The sequence below is a fragment of the Streptomyces sp. NPDC041108 genome (genome assembly GCF_055592645.1).
Window position 1 is genome coordinate 707,463 of record NZ_JBVIYK010000002.1, and the last position, 17,434, is coordinate 724,896.

The following is a 17,434-nucleotide window of genomic DNA, read 5'->3' on the forward strand; positions in this document are numbered from 1 at the left end:
TGGAGAGGTGTTCGGGCAGGTCACCGGGGTCGGGTGGGTGTGCGGCGGAGAAGAACGCGATGGGGCACGGCCACGGGTGTGAACGGGTGACCGGGCCCGGGGAAAGAGAGGACTTGACCTCAAGCAAAGTCGAGGTACGAAGGTGTTTCCCATGCAGACCGCAACGGACACGCGCACGCACACGACGACCGACACGACCACCGACACGACCACCGACACGACGACTGACATCACGACCGACACGACCACCGACACCGCAACCGACACGACGGCTGGCACGACGACCGACGCGACGACCGACACGACGCTTGCTTCGGCCGCGGACATCACGCCCGTCACCTCCTCCGCCACGCCGCCGGTCCGGGTGACGCTGCTCATCGGCAGCAACCGCACCGGCCGTTTCGGCCCGGTGATCGCCGAGTGGTTGCTGGACAGGGTGCGGCAGCACGACGGGTTCGAGGTCGACGTGGTGGACGTCGCCGAATTCGACCTTCCGACGACTTTCGCGACGACCCCCGAGGACACGGCACGGCCGGCCGGGATCACGCCGAAGCTGGCGGCGGCGGAGGCGTTCATCGTGCTGACGCCCGAGTACAACCACTCCTATCCGGCGGCCCTCAAGAACCTCATCGACTGGCACTTCCACGAATGGCGCGCCAAGCCGGTCGCGCTCGTCTCCTACGGCGGCATGTCAGGGGGTCTCCGCGCGGCCGAACACCTCCGGCAGGTCTTCGCCGAGCTCCACGCCGTCACCGTCCGCGACACGGTCTCCTTCCACCAGGCCCATTCCGCCTTCGACGAGACCGGCCACCTCAAGGACCCGTCCGCACCGGACTCCGCGGCCCGGGTGATGCTGGACCAGCTCTCCTGGTGGGCCCACGCCCTGCGCGAGGCGAAGGAGCGGCGGCCGTACGGGGGTTGAGGCGCGCCGGGCGGGCTGTCAGGGGCGCGGGGAACTGCGTGATGAGGGGCCGCCCCCATCAGCCCGCCCCTTCCCCCGATCCCGATCTCAGCAACCGCCTCCAGGCCCTCCAGGCCCTCCAGGCCCAGGAATCTCCGGCAACGTCTCCCCAGGAGGAACAGGCACTTCAGCCCCCGGCGCCTCCACCACGGGCGGCTCAGGCTCCTCCACGGGCGGCTCCACGGGCGGCTCCACGGGCGGCTCCACGGGCGGTGCCTCCTGGGCGGGGGGCGCTTCCTCCACGGGGGGTGCCTCCTGAGCCGGTGGCGCTTCGTCCACCGGCGGCGCCGGCTCCCCGGGTGGTGCCGTCTCTGTGGGGGGCTCTTCGTACGCCGGTGGCGTCTCCTGCACGGGCGGTGCTTCCTGCACTGGAGGTGCCTCCTGAGCCGGCGGTGCCTCCTGGGCGGGGGGCGCTTCCTCCACGGGGGGTGCCTCCTGAGCCGGCGGTGCCTCCTGCGCGGGCGGTGCTTCGTCCACCGGCGGTGCTTCCCGCACGGGCGGCGCCTGCTCACCTGGCGGAGCCTCCTCCACCGGCGGAGCCTCCACGGGCGGCTCGACCGGTTCACCAGGGCCAGGAGCCCGACCCCCAGACCTACCGTCACCCCCGCCCGGGCCAAGCCCGCCCCCGGAGCCCCTGATCCCCGTGGGGGACGAACCCGCGTCGTCCACCCCCCACGCCACCACCTGACGCGAAACCACCGCTCCCGCCACCCCGCCCCGGTGCTCGACGCCCTCCGGCGAGCGCCCCTCGGGCCGATGCGGCGCCGGGGCCTGTGCGACCGGCGCCGGCCGGGCCGGCACCGCGTCCGAGTCGAGGGGCGCGAGGACGACCCCGGCCACGACGGCGGCGGCCGCGGTGGCCACCCCCACGGCGGCGACCGCGGGGACCTTCACCCCGCCCGCCCCGCCCGTCGCGACCTGACGCACCGCATGCAGCAGCTGACCCGCGTGCGCACCCGCACCGCCCAGCGCGGTGGCCGTACCGGCGGAGCCCGCCGTGAGGGAGAGCAGCAGCTTGCCGCCGCCCCCGCCCACCGCGAACACCAGGAGCGCCGGACCGGCGAGCGCGGGCAGCCGGTCGTTGGTGCGCATCAGCACCGCGAGCCGTGTCCGGCAGTCGTCGCACACGTCCACGTGGCTGAGCAGCTGCTCGGACTGCCGCGAGGTCGCCGTACCGCGCACGTACGCGGGCATGCGCCCCCACCGCACCTGGCACGCCGGATCGACCGGCGCCCCGGGCTGCTCGCGCAGGAAGGCCTGGCGCATCCCCTCGCGCGCCCGGTGCAACAGCACCGCCGTCGCGCCCTGCTTGGCGCCGATGCGCTGACCGACCGTCTCCAGCGGCTGCCCCTCCGCCTCGGCCAGCCACAGCGCCCGTACCCACCGCTCGGGCAGCTGGCCCAGTACGCGCACCAGCAGATCGACGGAGGAGACCTGTTCGGCGGGATCGGCGGCGTCGGCCCCGCGTACGTCGGCCTCGACCCGTTCGGGAGCCGTCGGGTCCAGCGGCGTCTCCCGTACGGCGGCGGTGCCCACGGCCGTCGCGAGGTGCCGCACCGTCGTCGTCAGATACGCCGGGACGTTGTCGATCTCGTGCCCCGCCGACAGCCGCCGCCACACGCGGAAGTGCGCCTCCGCGACGAGGTCCTCGGCGGTCCAGGAGTTCCTGGTGAGGGAGCGCGCGTAGGCGACGAGGCGCGGGTGCTGCTCCTCGAAGATCCGGGTGTACGCGGCGGTCGCGGACGAGGTCGGGCCGTCGGTCATGGCAGGAACGCTCTCCAGTCACCTGCTGATGGGGTGTGGCTGATTTTGTATGTAGCAATGACAAAAATCTCAAGTAATCACACAAAGTGACGTACATCACGGCGGGTTACTTCGAAGGCGGCGTAATACAGGGGGTCCTGGCGCGATCGAGAGCGTGCGTCACCCGAAGGAACAACCGCGCCTCACCCGAAGGAACAACCGCGCCTCACCCGAAGGAGCAATCGCGCGTCACTCGAACGAACAACCGACGAACGCGCGAACCCCCGGCCTCCTGGCATCCGAAGCGTCCGACCCCCGAGAAGAAGTCGAAGTGCCCGCAATACCTGAAGCACCCGAAGGGCCCCGAAGCACCAGTCGTGCCTGAACTGGAGACCGCTCATGCACCCCGCTCAGCCCACCATGCCCACGCCCCCCGCTCTGGAGCAGCGCGCCCGCGCCTGTCTCATCACCCCCGCCTACGCGGAGGTCTCGGTCCGCACCACCCTGCGTTACACGCCGGACGACCCCCTCGCCGTCCACATCGACTTCCCGGCCGGGGTCTCGGCCGGTGACGTGAGCGTGACGTGGGCCTTCGCCCGCACCCTCCTGGCGGAGGGACTGACCGCGTCCGCCGGTATCGGAGACGTGCATCTGTGGCCCTGCAGCCCGGTCCACACCGTCGTGGAACTCCGCTCACCGCACGGCACGGCCATGATCCGCTTCGACACACCCACCCTCCGCCGCTTCCTGCGCCGCTCGTACGCCGTGGTCCCCCTCGGCGGCGAGAACCTGGGTCCGGCGCTCGACGAGGGCCTCGCGTCCCTGCTGGACGGGGTCTGAGACGGGCGGCTCGGAGGGGCCCGCTATGTTCGACCCGAGCGTCCGGATGTGCGGAGTGGGCATGCAGCAGAAGACAGACGAACCGGCCGAAGAGGCGGTGACGGCCGAGCCGGACACATCGGCGCAGGCCGGGCCGGAAGAGGCGACTGCCGGACCGGCGACACCCGTCGGGGTCACTGACGGGACCACCGCCGCGCCCACCGACCCACTCCCCGACCCGCCCGCCGACCAGAACTGGCCCCGTCACTGGCCCCTGCTGCTCCTCGGCGCGGCCGTCGTCCCCGGGGTCGCGCTGCTCGCCGCGGGGAGGTGGCTGGAGGACCCGGCCGTACAGGCGTGGCGGACCGTCTGTCTCTCCATCGCCGTGCAGGCCCTGCCGTTCCTGCTGCTCGGGACGGCCCTGTCGGGTGCCATCAACGCCTTCGTGCCGGAGCGGGTGTTCACGCGGGTGCTGCCCCGCAGGCCCGCGCTCGCGGTCCCGGTCGCCGGTGCCGCCGGGGTGATCCTGCCCGGCTGCGAGTGCGCGTCGGTGCCGGTCGCGCACAGTCTGATCCGGCGGGGGGTCGATCCGGCCGCCGCCTTCGCATTCCTGCTGTCGGCGCCCGCCGTCAACCCGATCGTCCTGACCGCCACGGCCATCGCCTTCCCCGGCAGTCCCGAGATGGTGCTGGCCCGGCTGCTGGCCTCCCTCGTCACGGCCGCCGGGATGGGCTGGCTGTGGCTCTGGCTGGGGCGCGCGGAGTGGCTCAAGCCGGTCGCCCGGAGCACGGGACACCGGCCCGGACAGAGCCGCTGGAACGAGTTCCGCACCGGCTTCCAGCACGACTTCCTGCACGCGGGCGGCTTCCTCGTCCTCGGAGCGATGGCCGCGGCGACCTTCAACGTCCTCGTCCCGCGTACCGTCCTCGACGCCTTCGCGGACTCGCCCTGGCTGTCGGTGCTGTTCCTCGCCGCGCTCGCCGTCCTCCTGTCCGTGTGCTCCGAGGCCGACGCCTTCGTCGCCGCGTCCCTCACCGGCTTCTCACCCACCGCGCGATTGACGTTCATGGTGGTCGGGCCCATGGTCGACCTGAAGCTGATCGCCCTGCAGACGGGCACCTTCGGCCGGGCCTTCGCGGTCCGTTTCTCCGCCGCGACGGTCGTCGTCGCGATCCTGTGCAGCGTCCTGATCGGAGCCGTCCTGCTGTGAAACGACCCCTGCAGGCGCTCCTTCTCCTCCTCAGCGGCCTCGGCCTCCTGCACGCCACCCTCCTGACCGACCACTACCTCAGATACGTCAAGAAGGGCATGTACCCCCTCCTCGTGGCCTCGGGGGCGCTGCTGCTCGTGCTGGCCGCGGCCGAGGCATGGTCCTTGTGGAGGCAGCGCGGGACCGGCGACCGGGAACGCCACGACGACGACCGGACGCACGCGCACCAGCCCGACCACGAGCAGCACGACGTGCACGACGTGCACGACGTACATGGCGTGCATGTGCTTGACGCCCAGGGCGAGGACGACGAGCACGGTCACGGACACGATCACTCCACCCCGCCCCGAGTCGCCTGGCTCCTGTTCCTCCCCGCCCTGAGCCTGCTCCTCTACGCCCCGCCCGCCATCGGCGCGTACACCGCCTCGCGTGAGCCCCCCAAGGCGGTGACGATCACCGGGCAGGGCGACTTCGACCCCCTGCCCAAGACCTCACCGCTCCCGATGACCCTCACGGACTTCACCCGCCGGGTGCAGCAGGACCGCGCCCGGGCCATCGACGGCCGTACCGTGCAGCTGACCGGCTTCGTCACCCCGGACAAGGGGACCGCGGGCGAGCGGGGGGACGGCGGCTGGTACCTCACCCGCGTCATCTTCAGCTGCTGCGCCGCCGACGCCCAGTTCGTGAAGGTGCGCGTCCACGACACCCCGGCCCCGCCCGCCGACACCTGGGTCACCCTCACCGGCACCTGGCACCGGGCCGGCACCCTCGGCACCCGCTCCGCCGCGGCGGCCCTCGACGCCCACGGCATCAAGAAGGTCCCCCGCCCGTACAACGACTACACGGACGGCCTCCCCCTCCCGGCCGCCTGACCGCCCCCCTCCATCCAGCGCCTCCGCACCTTTGGAGACGAGACGCCTCCGCACCTTTGGAGACGAGACAGAGTGCTCCCCTTCTTCGTCTACGGCACCCTCCGCCCCGGCGAGGTCAACCACGACCTCTTCCTGCGCGGCCGCACCCGCGCCGAGCGGCCGGCCCGGATGCCCGGCCTGACCCTGTACGACGGCCCCGGATACCCCTACGCGGTGGAGGAGACCGGCGAGGACCACGGGGGAGGAAGCTCGGTGACCGGCGAACTCGTCACCGCCCGCCCGGAGACGTACGCCGAACTCCTGCGCCTGCTGGACGAGCTGGAGGAGTACGCCCCGGGGGACCCCGCGAACCTCTACGAACGGGTGGAGCGCCCGGCGACCCTCGACGACGGCACGGCCGTACGGGCCTGGGTGTACGTCGCCGCCCCGGCCGTCGCCGCCGGGCTGCGCGCCCGAGGCAGGCTGATCAAGGACGGCGACTGGCGGGGCCGCCCCCTGCCGCCGTCCGCGTAGGGACCGTCCACGTAGGGACCGTCCGCGGCCGGTGCCGGCCGTCACGGTCGACGGCACCGGCGCGACCTCACTCGCCCACGGTCTCCACCCGCACGGCGCACGTCTTGAACTCCGGCATGCGGGAGGTGGGGTCGAGGGCCGGGTTGGTGAGGGTGTTGGCGCGGCCCTCGCCGGGCCAGTGGAACGGCATGAAGACCGTGTCGGGGCGGATGGCGGTCGTGATGCGCGCCGGGGCCACGGCCCGGCCCCGGCGGGAGACCACGGCCAGCGGATCGCCCTCCGCCGCGCCGAGCCGCTCGGCCAGCCGGGGGTGCAGTTCCACGAACGGGCCGGGCGCGGCGGCGTTCAGCTCGTCGACCCGCCGGGTCTGGGCGCCCGACTGGTACTGGGCGACCACGCGCCCGGTGGTGAGCAGCACCGGGTACTCGGCGTCCGGTTCCTCGGCCGCCGCCCGGTGCGACACGGGCACGAACCGGGCCCGGCCGTCCTCCGTGGCGAACCGGTCGAGGAAGAGGCGCGGCGTGCCGGGGTGCGCCTCGACGGACGAGGCTGCCCCCGTCTCGGCCGTCGGCGCGGGACAGGGCCAGAACACCCCGTTCTCCTCCGCCAGCCGCCGGTAGGTGATCCCCGAGTAGTCGGCGGGCCCGCCCGCGCTGGCCCGGCGCAGCTCCTCGAAGACCTCCTCGGGATCGGTCGGGAAGCCCTTCTCGACGCCCAGCCGGTCGGCCAGCTCGCGCATGACCTCCAGGTCGCTGCGGACGCCGTCGGGCGGGGTGATCGCCCGCCGCCGCAGCAGCACCCGGCCCTCCAGATTGGTCATGGTGCCGGTCTCCTCCGCCCACTGCGTCACCGGCAGGACGACGTCCGCGAGCGCCGCCGTCTCCGACAGCACGACGTCGCACACCGCGAGGAAGTCCAGTGACTTGATGCGCTCCTCGATGTGCGCGGCGCGCGGCGCCGACACCACCGGGTTGGAGGCCATCAGCAGCAGGGACTTGATGTCGCCGCCGAGCGCGTCGAGCAGCTCGTAGGCGCTGCGGCCCGGTCCGGGCAGGCTGTCCGGGTCCACGCCCCAGACCTCGGCGACGTGCCGCCGCGCCTCGGGGTCGACCAGCTTGCGGTAGCCGGGCAGCTGGTCGGCCTTCTGGCCGTGTTCGCGCCCGCCCTGCCCGTTGCCCTGCCCGGTGAGGCAGCCGTACCCGGACAGCGGCCGGCCGGCCCGGCCCGTGGCCAGCGTGAGGTTGATCCACGCGCCGACGGTGTCCGTCCCCTTGGACTGCTGCTCGGGGCCGCGCGCGGTGAGCACCATCGCGTGCTCCGGCTCGCAGAACAGCCGTACCGCCTCGCGGAGTTCGGGGACGGACACCCCCGTGATCCGTTCCACGTACTCCGGCCAGTGCGCCATGGCCGCCGCCCGGGCCTCCTCCCATCCGCTGGTCCGCTCGCGGATGTACTCCTCGTCCGTGCGCCCCTCGGCCACGATCAGGTGCAACAGGCCGAGGGCCAGGGCCAGATCGGTGCCGGGACGCGGGGACAGGTGCAGGTCGGCCTGTTCGGCCGTCCGGGTGCGGCGCGGATCGATGACGATCAGCTTGCCCCCGTTCTCCTTCAGCTCGGTGAAGTAGCGCAGCGCCGGCGGCATGGTCTCCGCGAGGTTGGACCCCACGAGGACGACACACCCCGTCCTCGGGATGTCCTCCAGCGGGAACGGCAGCCCCCGGTCCAGCCCGAACGCCTTCATCCCGGCGGCCGCCGCCGAGGACATGCAGAAGCGGCCGTTGTAGTCGATCTGCGAGGTGCCGAGCACCACCCGGGCGAACTTGCCGAGCGCGTACGCCTTCTCGTTCGTGAGTCCGCCGCCGCCGAACACCCCGCACGCGTGCGGACCATGTTCCGTACGCGTGCGGGTGAGCCCCTCGGCGATCCGGTCGAGTGCCTCGTCCCAGGAGGCGGGTTCCAGGACGCCCGCCCTTCTGACCAGGGGACTGGTCAGCCTGACCCGGGACGAGAGCACCGCAGGCGCCGTACGGCCCTTGCCGCACAGCGCTCCCCGGTTCACCGGGAAGTCCGCGCGCTCCGTGACCACTACGACCCCTTCGGTCCCGTCCGCACCGGGCGTCAGGTTCATTCCGCACTGCAGGGCGCAGTACGGGCAGTGGGTGGGCGTCGCGGAGTTCGGCATACCACCCAGCGTGCGTCGCACGTGTTACGCGCCGGGGCGCTCCCCGTTACGCGACCGGCACGGCAACCTCCCGGCGCCCGCGGGCGGGGCGTGAGGAGCCGGGCGTCGGGTCCGTGCAGGGGTGGACGAACGGTGTGCCGATGTCCCGGTTCTGTCACCGTAGGCGGCCGGGCAAGCACTTACCGTCCACGTGTTCGGCCCGTGCGTGCTAAGAACTACAGGCGCCACAGCCGACGGGGGTCGTGCCGTGAACCCCGGGTGGCGTACGTCCTGTCACATGGCTCGAGCGAGGGCCGTAGGGGGAAGAGGAACCACCGTGAACCGTATGCGTACCACCGTCGCCGTCCTGGGAGCCGCCGGGGCTCTCACCGCCGCCCAGCTGGGTCTGGCCGGTGCCGCCTCCGCCGCGTCCACCGAGACGCGGCCTGGCGTCGGGACGCAGGCCGCCGCGAGCTGCCCGATCAAGATCACCACCTTGAAGAGGTTCTATGTGGACAACAACAACTGGGTGACCGACGGCGGTCTCCGGTTCGGTCTCAAGAACTCCAGCAAGAAGGTGACCTTCAAGGACGTCAGCCTCAAGGTGACCAACACCAAGAGCCTGCGCTTCGGCAAGGCGACGGTCACGACCAAGGGCGCCAGGATCACCCAGAAGACCAAGCAGATCGTCAAGGTCGCCGCCAAGACCCTGAAGCCCGGCAAGAGCGTCGCCTTCAAGGTCCGCACCCGCATGCTGCGCACCGACCTCTACGAGGTGAAGTTCGCGGTGCACGGCAAGACCACGGACGGCAAGAAGTGGGGCTGCGCCGTGGACCAGGGCACCTGGGGCTCCGTCAAGCACTGACGGGGCGCGCACCGACCCCGCGCTAACCCGCTGACGCCAGCGCCTTCGAGACCCCCGTTTCCTCAGGACCGAGGAAACGGGGGTCCGGCTCGAACAGCGCGTCCAGGGACGCCTTGCCCGCCGCGAACAGCTCACGGGTGGCCCCGTAGTACCAGGTCGCGTCGTGCCGGTCCTGCACGCCGACGCCGTACGACTCGACGCCCGCCCGCTGACACAGCGCGACCGCCCGGCGTATGTGGAAGCCCTGGCTGATCAGCACCGCCCGGTCCACGCCGAAGATCTTCCTCGCGCGGACGCAGGAGTCCCAGGTGTCGAACCCGGCGTAGTCGCTGACGATGCGGTCGTCGGGCACGCCGTGCTCGGTGAGATAGCCGCGCATCGCGTCCGGCTCGTCGTACTCCACGCGGCTGTTGTCGCCGGTGACCAGCACCACCTTGATCCGCCCCGACCGGTACAGCTCGGCCGCCGCGTCCAGCCGGCGCGCGAGGTACGGGGACGGCTCGCCCTGCCACAGCCCCGCGCCGAAGACCATCGCGACGTCGGTGCGCGGCACGTCGGCCGTGGTCCGCAGCCGGTCGCCGGCCGCCGTGAACATCCAGGTCGCGGGCAGCAGCGCCAGCACGCACAGCAGCATCACCGCCTGCACGGTCCGCCGCCGGCCCGTCCGCGTACGCGGCAGCCGCACCATCCGCCCGACACGCCTCACGGCGGCCCACCCCCGAATCCCGGACCCCCGGAAGGCGTCCCGCAATGTGTCCTGCTTGTTTCGGACGGACCCCACCGCGCCCGTCCTTCCGACCAACGAAGACGTCATCCGCCGCGCTCCGGTTCACCCCCGGGCATGACAAGGTTCACTCGAACGGGCCGAAACAGCAGGTCACGTCGGTTCACACGCCCTCCCTCCGCACGGTGAAGTCCCGGAAAACCCCCGTGACCACCGCGCAACGGGCAGGCAACCTCCCCCCGGCACCATGGATACATGACGGCGACGACGAACAAGTCGAACGCGGACCTCGACAGTACGGCGCACATCATGAACCTGATCACCGACCAGCTGGCCGCCCAGCTCAGCCGCGTCTCCCGCGACGGAACCCGGCGCCCGGCACCGCCCGCCCTGGTCCTCGTGGCCCACGGCAGCCGTGACCCGCGCGCCCTGGCGACCGTGCGCACCCTCATGGAACGCGTCCGCGAGCAGCGGCCCGGCCTGTCCGTTCAGCTCGGTCACATCGAGCTGAACGAGCCCCTGCTCCCCGACACCCTCGCCGCCCTCGGCGACCGGGAAGCGGTCATCGTGCCCCTGCTCCTCAGCCGCGGCCACCACGTCAAACGGGACATCCCCGAGATGGCGGCCGCCGCCGGGGCCCGTACCCGTCTCGCCGCCCCCCTCGGCCCGCACCCCCTCCTCGTGGAGACCCTGCACGCCCGCCTCGTCGAGGCCGGCTGGCCCGCCCGGACGAGCGCCGCCACCCGCCGCACCGGCGCCGTGGTGCTCGCCGCCGCCGGCTCCCGCGACCCCGAGGCCGCCGAGGACACCGGGCGCACGGCCCGGCTCCTCGCCGACCGCCTGGGCGTCCCGGTGGTCCCCGCCTACGCCTCCGCCGCGGCCCCCACCGTCGCCGAGGCCGTCCGCGCCCTCACCGCCGCGGGCCGCACCCGCACAGCCGTGGCCTCCTACTTCACCGCCCCCGGCCGCTTCGCCAGGGAGTGCGCGCAAGCGGCCCCGTGGATCGCGTCGGCCCCCTTGGGCGCCCACCCGTCCATGGCGACCCTGATCCTCCACCGCTACGACGAGTCCCTGGCGACCAGGACGAGGCCACTGCCGGCGCTGGCGACGGCATAGGGGGCGGTGGGAACCCCGGGCCGCAGGAGCGCCCCTTCGGGGACGCGGGGAACCGCGCGACCGGCCACGAACCGAATCGCACCCCCCGAAGAACATCACCCGGCGGACGAGTGGGCGCCCATTTGTCACACCCTCCCCGTACTGTCGAATCATGGAAGGCACCACACCCCCCGACCACGACACCCACCCGGGCCACGACACCCCGGCCGCCTACGACCCGCCCTCCGCGGAGCGCTACGCCCCCGAGCCCGACAAACGCCCCGGCCGCACCGCCTTCCAACGCGACAGGGCCCGCGTCCTGCACTCCGCGGCCCTGCGCAGACTCGCCGGCAAGACCCAGGTCGTCACCCCCGGCACCCGCAACCTCGCCTGGGACGCCAGCCCCCGCACCCGCCTGACCCACTCCCTGGAGTGCGCCCAGGTCGGCCGTGAGCTGGGCGCGGCCCTCGGCTGCGACCCCGACCTCGTCGAGGCGGCCTGCCTCTCCCACGACCTCGGCCACCCCCCGTTCGGCCACAACGGCGAACAGGCGCTGAACGAGTTCGCCGAGGACTGCGGCGGCTTCGAGGGCAACGCCCAGTCCCTGCGCCTGCTGACCAGGATCGAACCCAAACGCTTCGTCCCCTCGGACACCACCGGTGAACTCGTCAGCGTCGGCCTCAACCTCACCCGCGCCGCCCTGGACGCCGCCACCAAGTACCCCTGGCCGCGCGGCGCCCACCCCACCGACCCGGCGTCCCCCAAGTTCGGCGTCTACGACGACGACCGCCCGGTGTTCGACTGGGTCCGCAAGGACGCCCCCGGCACCAGCACGACCTTCGAGGCCCAGGTCATGGACTGGTCCGACGACGTGGCGTACTCCGTCCACGACGTCGAGGACGGTCTGCACGCCGGCCACATCGACCCCAACTGCCTGTACGCCGAGCCCGAACGGCAGGCGGTGTTCGAGGTCGCGCGCGGCCGGTACGTACCCGCCGACACCGACCCGGCCGAACTGGCCGCGGCCCTCGACCGCCTCCTCGACCAGGAGTGGTGGCCACACGGCTACGACGGGACGGCCGTCGCCCAGGCCCGGCTGAAGGACGCCACCAGCCAGCTCATCGGCCGCTTCTGCCTCGCCGCCGAGGGCGCCACCCGGCAGGCGTACGGCGGCGGCCCCCTCACCCGGTACGCCGCCGAACTCGTCGTCCCGCACGGGACGCGCCTGGAGTGCGCGGTCCTCAAGGCCGTCGCCGACCGGTACGTGATGCAGCGCGCCGAACAGGAACGGCTCCGCGCCGACCAGCGGATCGTGGTCGCCGAACTGGCCGAGGCGCTCACCGCCCGCGCGCCGGAGGGGCTCGAACCCCAGTTCCGCGCGCTGTTCGACGCGGCACCGGACGACCGTGCCCGCAAGCGGGTGATCGTCGACCAGATCGCCTCGCTCACCGACGCGTCCGCCCGCACGTTGCACGCGAGACTGACGGGACGGATGTGACAGGGATATACGGGCATATGACTCACACGTGACCCTCCGTGGCCTGATCGGGTCACTCCCTCTTCCCGCATCACGCTGTGTGCGGGACGCTCGCATGTGGACGCACCCTCAAGAGGAGGCATCAAGTGGTCGACGCGGATCAGACATTCGTCATCGTCGGTGGTGGTCTCGCCGGCGCGAAGGCGGCCGAGACGCTCCGAGCGGAGGGCTTCACCGGCCGCGTGATACTGATCTGCGACGAACGGGACCACCCCTACGAGCGTCCGCCGCTGTCCAAGGGCTATCTCCTCGGCAAGGACGAGCGCGACAGCGTCTTCGTCCACGAACCCTCCTGGTACGCGCGCCACGACATCGAGCTGCACCTCGGCCAGACCGTCGACGCGATCGACCGTACGGCCAGGACCGTCCGCTTCGGCGACGACGGCACCCTCGTCCACTACGACAAGCTGCTGATCGCCACCGGCGCCGAGCCCCGCCGCCTGGACATCCCGGGCACCGACCTCGCCGGCGTCCACCATCTGCGCCGCCTCGCCCACGCCGAACGCCTCAAGGGCGTCCTCGCCGCCCTCGGCCGGGACAACGGCCACCTCGTCGTCGCCGGCGCCGGCTGGATCGGCCTGGAGGTGGCGGCCGCGGCCCGCGAGTACGGCGCGGAGGTCACCGTCGTGGAACCGGAACCCACCCCGCTGCACGGTGTGCTCGGCCCCGAGCTGGGCAACCTCTTCGCCGAGCTGCACCGCGAGCGCGGCGTCCGCTTCCACTTCGGCGCGCGGCTCACCGAGATCGTCGGTCAGGACGGCATGGTCCTCGCGGCCCGCACCGACACGGGGGAGGAGCACCCGGCCCACGACGTCCTCGCGGCCATCGGCGCCGCCCCGCGCATCGGCCTCGCCGAGGCGGCCGGCCTGGAGATCGCCGAACGTGCGCACGGCGGCGGCATCGTGGTCGACGCGGGGCTGCGCACGTCCGACCCCGCCGTCTACGCCGCCGGTGACGTCGTCTCCTTCCCGCACGCCCTCTTCGACACCCGGCTGCGGGTCGAGCACTGGGCCAACGCGCTCAACGGCGGGCCGGCCGCCGCCCGCTCGATGCTCGGCAAGGACGTCACCTACGACCGGGTGCCCTACTTCTTCTCCGACCAGTACGACCTGGGCATGGAGTACTCGGGATGGGCGCCGCCCGGCTCGTACGACCAGGTGCTGATCCGGGGGGACGCGGGGAAGCGGGAGTTCATCGCGTTCTGGGTGAAGGAGGGGCGCGTGCTGGCCGGGATGAACGTGAACGTGTGGGATGTCACTGAACCGATCCAGAAGCTCATCCGGTCCCGGGAGCGGGTCGATGCGGACGCCCTGTCGAATCCTCAGGTGCCGTTGGAGAGTCTGGTCGCCTAGAAGGGGGACCGGTCCGGGGCGTAGGGCGACTGCGGGCCGTACGTGGCTGGTCGCGCAGTTCCCCGCGCCCCTTCGGGGCACAGGGATGTCAGTACGCCACCGTAGAATTCACGCGTGGCAGGACGGATCAACGACGAGGACGTGAAGGCGGTTCGGGACGCGGTCCCGATCGACGCCGTGGTGTCCGAGTACCTCCAGCTGCGCAACGCGGGCGGCGGAAACCTCAAGGGCCTGTGCCCCTTCCACGACGAGAAGTCGCCGTCGTTCCAGGTCAGCCCCAGCAAGGGACTCTTCCACTGCTTCGGCTGCCAGGAGGGCGGCGACACCATCACCTTCGTGATGAAGGTGGACCACCTCTCCTTCTCCGAGGCGGTCGAGCGCCTCGCCGGCCAGGCCGGCATCACCCTGCGCTACGAGGAGGGCGGGTACAACCCCTCCCACCAGCGCGGTGAGCGCATCCGCCTGGTCGAGGCCCACAAGATCGCCGCCGAGTGGTACGCGCAGCAGCTCGCCACCAGCCCCGAGGCCGACACCGGCCGGATCTTCCTCGCCGAGCGCGGCTTCGACCAGGCCGCCGCCGTCCACTTCGGCGTCGGCTACAGCCCCCAGGGCTGGGACCATCTCACCCGCTTCCTGCGCGGCAAGGGCTTCGCCGACAAGGAACTGCTCCTGTCCGGACTGTCCCAGGAGGGCCGCCGGGGCCCGATCGACCGCTTCCGGGGCCGTCTGATGTGGCCCATCCGCGACATCGGCGGCGACGTGGTCGGCTTCGGCGCCCGCAAGCTCTACGAGTCGGACAACGGCCCGAAGTACCTGAACACGCCGGACACCGCGATCTACCGCAAGTCCCAGGTCCTCTACGGCATCGACCTCGCCAAGAAGGACATCGCCAAGGCCAGCCGGGCCGTCGTGGTCGAGGGCTACACGGACGTCATGGCCTGCCACCTCGCCGGGGTGACCACGGCCATCGCCACCTGCGGCACGGCCTTCGGCGGCGACCACATCAAGATCCTGCGCCGGCTGCTCATGGACAACGGCTCGGCCCGCGTGATCTTCACCTTCGACGGCGACGCGGCCGGCCAGAAGGCGGCCCTGCGCGCCTTCGAGGACGACCAGAAGTTCGCCGCCGAGACGTACATCGCGATCGCCCCGGACGGCATGGACCCCTGCGAGCTGCGCCTGGCCAAGGGCGACGACGCGGTGGCCGAGCTGACCGAACCCCGCACCCCGCTCTTCGAGTTCGCGCTCCGCCAGATCGTCGCCCGCTACGACCTGGAGACCCCGGCGGGCCGCGCCGCCGCCCTCGACGAGGCGGCGCCCGTCGTGGCCCGGATCAAGAACAGCGGCGCGCAGCACGAGGTCGCCGTGCAGCTCGCCGGCATGCTCGGCATCCTCGACACCCAGTTCGTCGTCAAGCGCGTCGCCCAGCTCGCCCGCTGGGCCCGCGACCGGGGCGGCCAGGGCCCCGCCCCGGCCGCCCAGCGCACGGCCCAGCCGTACGAGTCCACCGCCCGGCCCTCCTCCGGCCCGGCCCTCACCCTGCGCAACCCGGTCTTCGCCACCGAGCGCGAACTCCTCAAACTCGCCCTCCAGCGCCCGGAGCTGGTAGCCCCCGCCTTCGACGCCTACGGGGTCGACGAGTTCACCGCCGCCCCGTACGCGGCCGTCCGCGTGGCGATCATGGAGGCCGGCGGTGTCGAGTACGGCGCCGAGGACCCCCAGGAGTACCTGGTCCGGGTCCGCGAGGCGGCGCCGGACGACACCGTGCGGGCCATGGTGACCGAGCTGGCGGTCGAGGCGATCATGCGCAAGACGGTCGACGAGGTGTACGCGGGCGCGCAACTGGTCACCGTGCGCCGCCGGGCCGTGGAGCGCCGGGTGCGCGACGTCCAGGGCAGCCTGGCCCGCGCGGCAGCCCAGGGCGACCCCGCCCAGCTGGCCGCCGTGCAGAACGAGTTGTGGGTGCTCCAGCAGTACGACCAGGCGTTGCGGGAGCGGGGCGCGGAGGCGCTCTGAGCCCTGTCGGCACGCGCCCGGCGGCCGGGCACGTCCCCGGAGCACATGCCAATCCGCGCCGGAGCCACCCCTGCGTGTCCGGCCCACGAGCGGTGTACGGCCCTCCCAGCAGCGCACTCCTACGGCACGGTAACCGTGCGGTCACGGACCGGACGCAAAAAGTCACCGCACGCCCCTCGTGGCGGCTGTGTGTCGTACTCCACACTGGGTTCCGGTGCCTGAGTCCTCGGAGCGCGGCCGACCCGTCCCCCACGGGTCCGAGATCCCCGCGGTTCCGCTCGATGAGTACGGGATGGACGGCGGAGAGGCCGCCCGCGCCATCCCAGACGTACCGCTGCCGCACGCCCGGGCAGCGACATTCCTGGAGGTCGCCCCCGTGCAGACCCAGACCCTCGTACAGAACGACACCAGTACGGCCATCGGTAGCGACGGCGCGGAGCCGGACCCGGAGACCGATGTGATCACCGCGGTGCCCGCCCAGAGCCGCGCCGCGCACCACCCCGAGGCGGCCCCGGACGACCCGCCCGAACTCGACGGGCCGCCGCCGGCCGGGCCGGAGCTCGTCGAGCCGGCCGACCTCTCCGAGCCGGAGCCCGTGGAACTGCCGCGCGTCCGCGCGGACACCAGCGGCCCGTCCTCGGACCTGTTCCGCCAGTACCTGCGCGAGATCGGCCGCATCCCCCTCCTGACGGCCGTGGAGGAGGTGGAGCTGGCCCGCCGCGTCGAGGCCGGCCTCTTCGCCGAGGAGCGGCTCGGCAGCGCCCCCGACCTCGACACCCGGCTCGCCCTCGACCTCGACCGGCTCGTCGTCATGGGCCGCATGGCCAAGCGCCGCCTCATCGAGGCGAACCTGCGGCTCGTCGTGTCGGTGGCGAAGCGTTACGTCGGCCGCGGCCTGACCATGCTCGATCTGGTCCAGGAGGGGAATCTGGGCCTCATCCGGGCCGTCGAGAAGTTCGACTACGCCCGCGGCTACAAGTTCTCGACGTACGCGACCTGGTGGATCCGCCAGGCCATGTCCCGCGCCCTCGCCGACCAGGCCCGCACGATCCGCGTCCCCGTCCACGTGGTGGAGCTGATCAACCGGGTCGTGCGCGTGCAGCGCCGCATGCTCCAGGAACGCGGGTACGAGCCCACGCCGGACGAGGTGGCCGCCCAGCTCGACCTCGCCCCCGAGCGCGTCAGCGAGGTGCTGCGCCTCGCCCAGGAACCGGTCTCCCTGCACGCCCCCGTGGGCGAGGAGGACGACGTGGCCCTGGGCGACCTCATCGAGGACGGCGACGCGGCGAGCCCCGTGGAGTCGGCGGCGTTCCTGCTGCTGCGCGAGCACCTGGAGGCGGTCCTCTCCACCCTCGGCGAACGCGAACGCAAGGTGGTCCAACTCCGCTACGGCCTCGCCGACGGCCGCCCCCGCACGCTGGAGGAGATAGGCCGCATCTTCGGCGTGACCCGCGAACGCATCAGGCAGATCGAGTCCAAAACCCTCAACAAACTCCGCGACCACGCCTTCGCGGACCAACTGCGGGGGTACCTGGACTGAGGGAGTTTGGTTGTCGGGTGCGGGTG

General features: G+C 72.5%; 14 protein-coding genes. 11 read left to right on the plus strand and 3 right to left on the minus strand.

All coding sequences use genetic code 11. The features are described from left to right. Positions 1-325 precede the first annotated feature (325 nt). Positions 326-922 carry an NADPH-dependent FMN reductase gene (locus ACZ6BB_RS09050; RefSeq protein WP_471614735.1) on the plus strand — a complete coding sequence of 199 codons (597 nt, stop codon included), beginning with the start codon at positions 326-328 and terminating at the stop codon, positions 920-922. Positions 923-1,009: 87 nt separating this feature from the next. Here ACZ6BB_RS09050 and ACZ6BB_RS09055 read toward each other — a convergent pair whose 3' ends face one another. Continuing rightward, a complete protein-coding gene (locus tag ACZ6BB_RS09055; RefSeq protein ID WP_471614620.1) occupies positions 1,010-2,725 on the minus strand; it encodes a sigma-70 family RNA polymerase sigma factor in 1,716 nt (571 codons plus the stop codon). A gap of 378 nt (positions 2,726-3,103) precedes the next feature. Here ACZ6BB_RS09055 and ACZ6BB_RS09060 point away from each other — a divergent pair, with 378 nt between their 5' ends. The 4 genes from ACZ6BB_RS09060 to ACZ6BB_RS09075 all read left to right on the plus strand — a co-directional run bounded on the left by ACZ6BB_RS09060 (position 3,104) and on the right by ACZ6BB_RS09075 (position 6,118). Beyond that, entirely contained in the window at positions 3,104-3,544 is a 441-nt protein-coding gene (locus tag ACZ6BB_RS09060; protein WP_471614621.1) for an SsgA family sporulation/cell division regulator, read from the plus strand. 25 nt (positions 3,545-3,569) lie between these two features. Further along, positions 3,570-4,733: a permease gene (locus tag ACZ6BB_RS09065; protein WP_471614622.1), complete on the plus strand. Its 1,164-nt coding sequence runs from the start codon at positions 3,570-3,572 to the stop codon at positions 4,731-4,733. After that, positions 4,730-5,605, plus strand: a complete 876-nt coding sequence (locus ACZ6BB_RS09070; protein ID WP_471614623.1) for a TIGR03943 family putative permease subunit — start codon at positions 4,730-4,732, stop codon at positions 5,603-5,605. Before ACZ6BB_RS09065 ends, ACZ6BB_RS09070 begins: the two co-directional genes overlap by 4 nt. 72 nt (positions 5,606-5,677) lie before the next feature. Continuing rightward, positions 5,678-6,118, plus strand: coding sequence for a gamma-glutamylcyclotransferase family protein (locus ACZ6BB_RS09075; RefSeq protein ID WP_471614624.1), 441 nt, complete (start codon positions 5,678-5,680; stop codon positions 6,116-6,118). 67 nt (positions 6,119-6,185) lie between these two features. On the opposite strand, the gene ACZ6BB_RS09080 is transcribed toward ACZ6BB_RS09075, so the two are convergent. Then, on the minus strand, positions 6,186-8,300 hold the full coding sequence (locus tag ACZ6BB_RS09080) for a molybdopterin oxidoreductase family protein (protein ID WP_471614625.1): 2,115 nt from the start codon (positions 8,298-8,300) through the stop codon (positions 6,186-6,188). A gap of 316 nt (positions 8,301-8,616) precedes the next feature. Here ACZ6BB_RS09080 and ACZ6BB_RS09085 point away from each other — a divergent pair, with 316 nt between their 5' ends. Continuing rightward, a complete protein-coding gene (locus ACZ6BB_RS09085) occupies positions 8,617-9,144 on the plus strand; it encodes a hypothetical protein (RefSeq protein ID WP_471614626.1) in 528 nt (175 codons plus the stop codon). Between the two features lie 22 nt (positions 9,145-9,166). Here ACZ6BB_RS09085 and ACZ6BB_RS09090 read toward each other — a convergent pair whose 3' ends face one another. Then, a complete protein-coding gene (locus tag ACZ6BB_RS09090; protein WP_471614736.1) occupies positions 9,167-9,832 on the minus strand; it encodes a SanA/YdcF family protein in 666 nt (221 codons plus the stop codon). Positions 9,833-10,123: 291 nt separating this feature from the next. On the opposite strand from ACZ6BB_RS09090, the gene ACZ6BB_RS09095 reads away from it, so the two are divergent. The 5 genes from ACZ6BB_RS09095 to ACZ6BB_RS09115 all read left to right on the plus strand — a co-directional run bounded on the left by ACZ6BB_RS09095 (position 10,124) and on the right by ACZ6BB_RS09115 (position 17,408). Next, complete coding sequence (locus ACZ6BB_RS09095) at positions 10,124-10,984, plus strand: sirohydrochlorin chelatase (RefSeq protein WP_471614627.1); 861 nt, start codon at positions 10,124-10,126, stop codon at positions 10,982-10,984. Positions 10,985-11,135: 151 nt separating this feature from the next. Next, positions 11,136-12,461 carry a deoxyguanosinetriphosphate triphosphohydrolase gene (locus ACZ6BB_RS09100; protein ID WP_471614628.1) on the plus strand — a complete coding sequence of 442 codons (1,326 nt, stop codon included), beginning with the start codon at positions 11,136-11,138 and terminating at the stop codon, positions 12,459-12,461. 125 nt (positions 12,462-12,586) lie between these two features. Continuing rightward, entirely contained in the window at positions 12,587-13,852 is a 1,266-nt protein-coding gene (locus ACZ6BB_RS09105; protein ID WP_471614629.1) for an NAD(P)/FAD-dependent oxidoreductase, read from the plus strand. 114 nt (positions 13,853-13,966) lie between these two features. Further along, positions 13,967-15,868, plus strand: a complete 1,902-nt coding sequence (dnaG, locus tag ACZ6BB_RS09110; RefSeq protein ID WP_471614630.1) for a DNA primase — start codon at positions 13,967-13,969, stop codon at positions 15,866-15,868. 214 nt (positions 15,869-16,082) lie between these two features. After that, a complete protein-coding gene (locus ACZ6BB_RS09115; protein ID WP_471614631.1) occupies positions 16,083-17,408 on the plus strand; it encodes an RNA polymerase sigma factor in 1,326 nt (441 codons plus the stop codon). Positions 17,409-17,434 lie beyond the last annotated feature (26 nt).

Coding starts and splice junctions, on each gene's coding strand:
- ACZ6BB_RS09055 (WP_471614620.1), bottom strand. CDS start 2,725: ATGACCGACGGCCCGACCTCGTCCGCGACCGCCGCGTACACCCGGATC.
- ACZ6BB_RS09060 (WP_471614621.1), top strand. CDS start 3,104: ATGCACCCCGCTCAGCCCACCATGCCCACGCCCCCCGCTCTGGAGCAG.
- ACZ6BB_RS09065 (WP_471614622.1), top strand. CDS start 3,570: ATGTTCGACCCGAGCGTCCGGATGTGCGGAGTGGGCATGCAGCAGAAG.
- ACZ6BB_RS09080 (WP_471614625.1), bottom strand. CDS start 8,300: ATGCCGAACTCCGCGACGCCCACCCACTGCCCGTACTGCGCCCTGCAG.
- ACZ6BB_RS09090 (WP_471614736.1), bottom strand. CDS start 9,832: ATGGTGCGGCTGCCGCGTACGCGGACGGGCCGGCGGCGGACCGTGCAG.
- ACZ6BB_RS09095 (WP_471614627.1), top strand. CDS start 10,124: ATGACGGCGACGACGAACAAGTCGAACGCGGACCTCGACAGTACGGCG.
- ACZ6BB_RS09100 (WP_471614628.1), top strand. CDS start 11,136: ATGGAAGGCACCACACCCCCCGACCACGACACCCACCCGGGCCACGAC.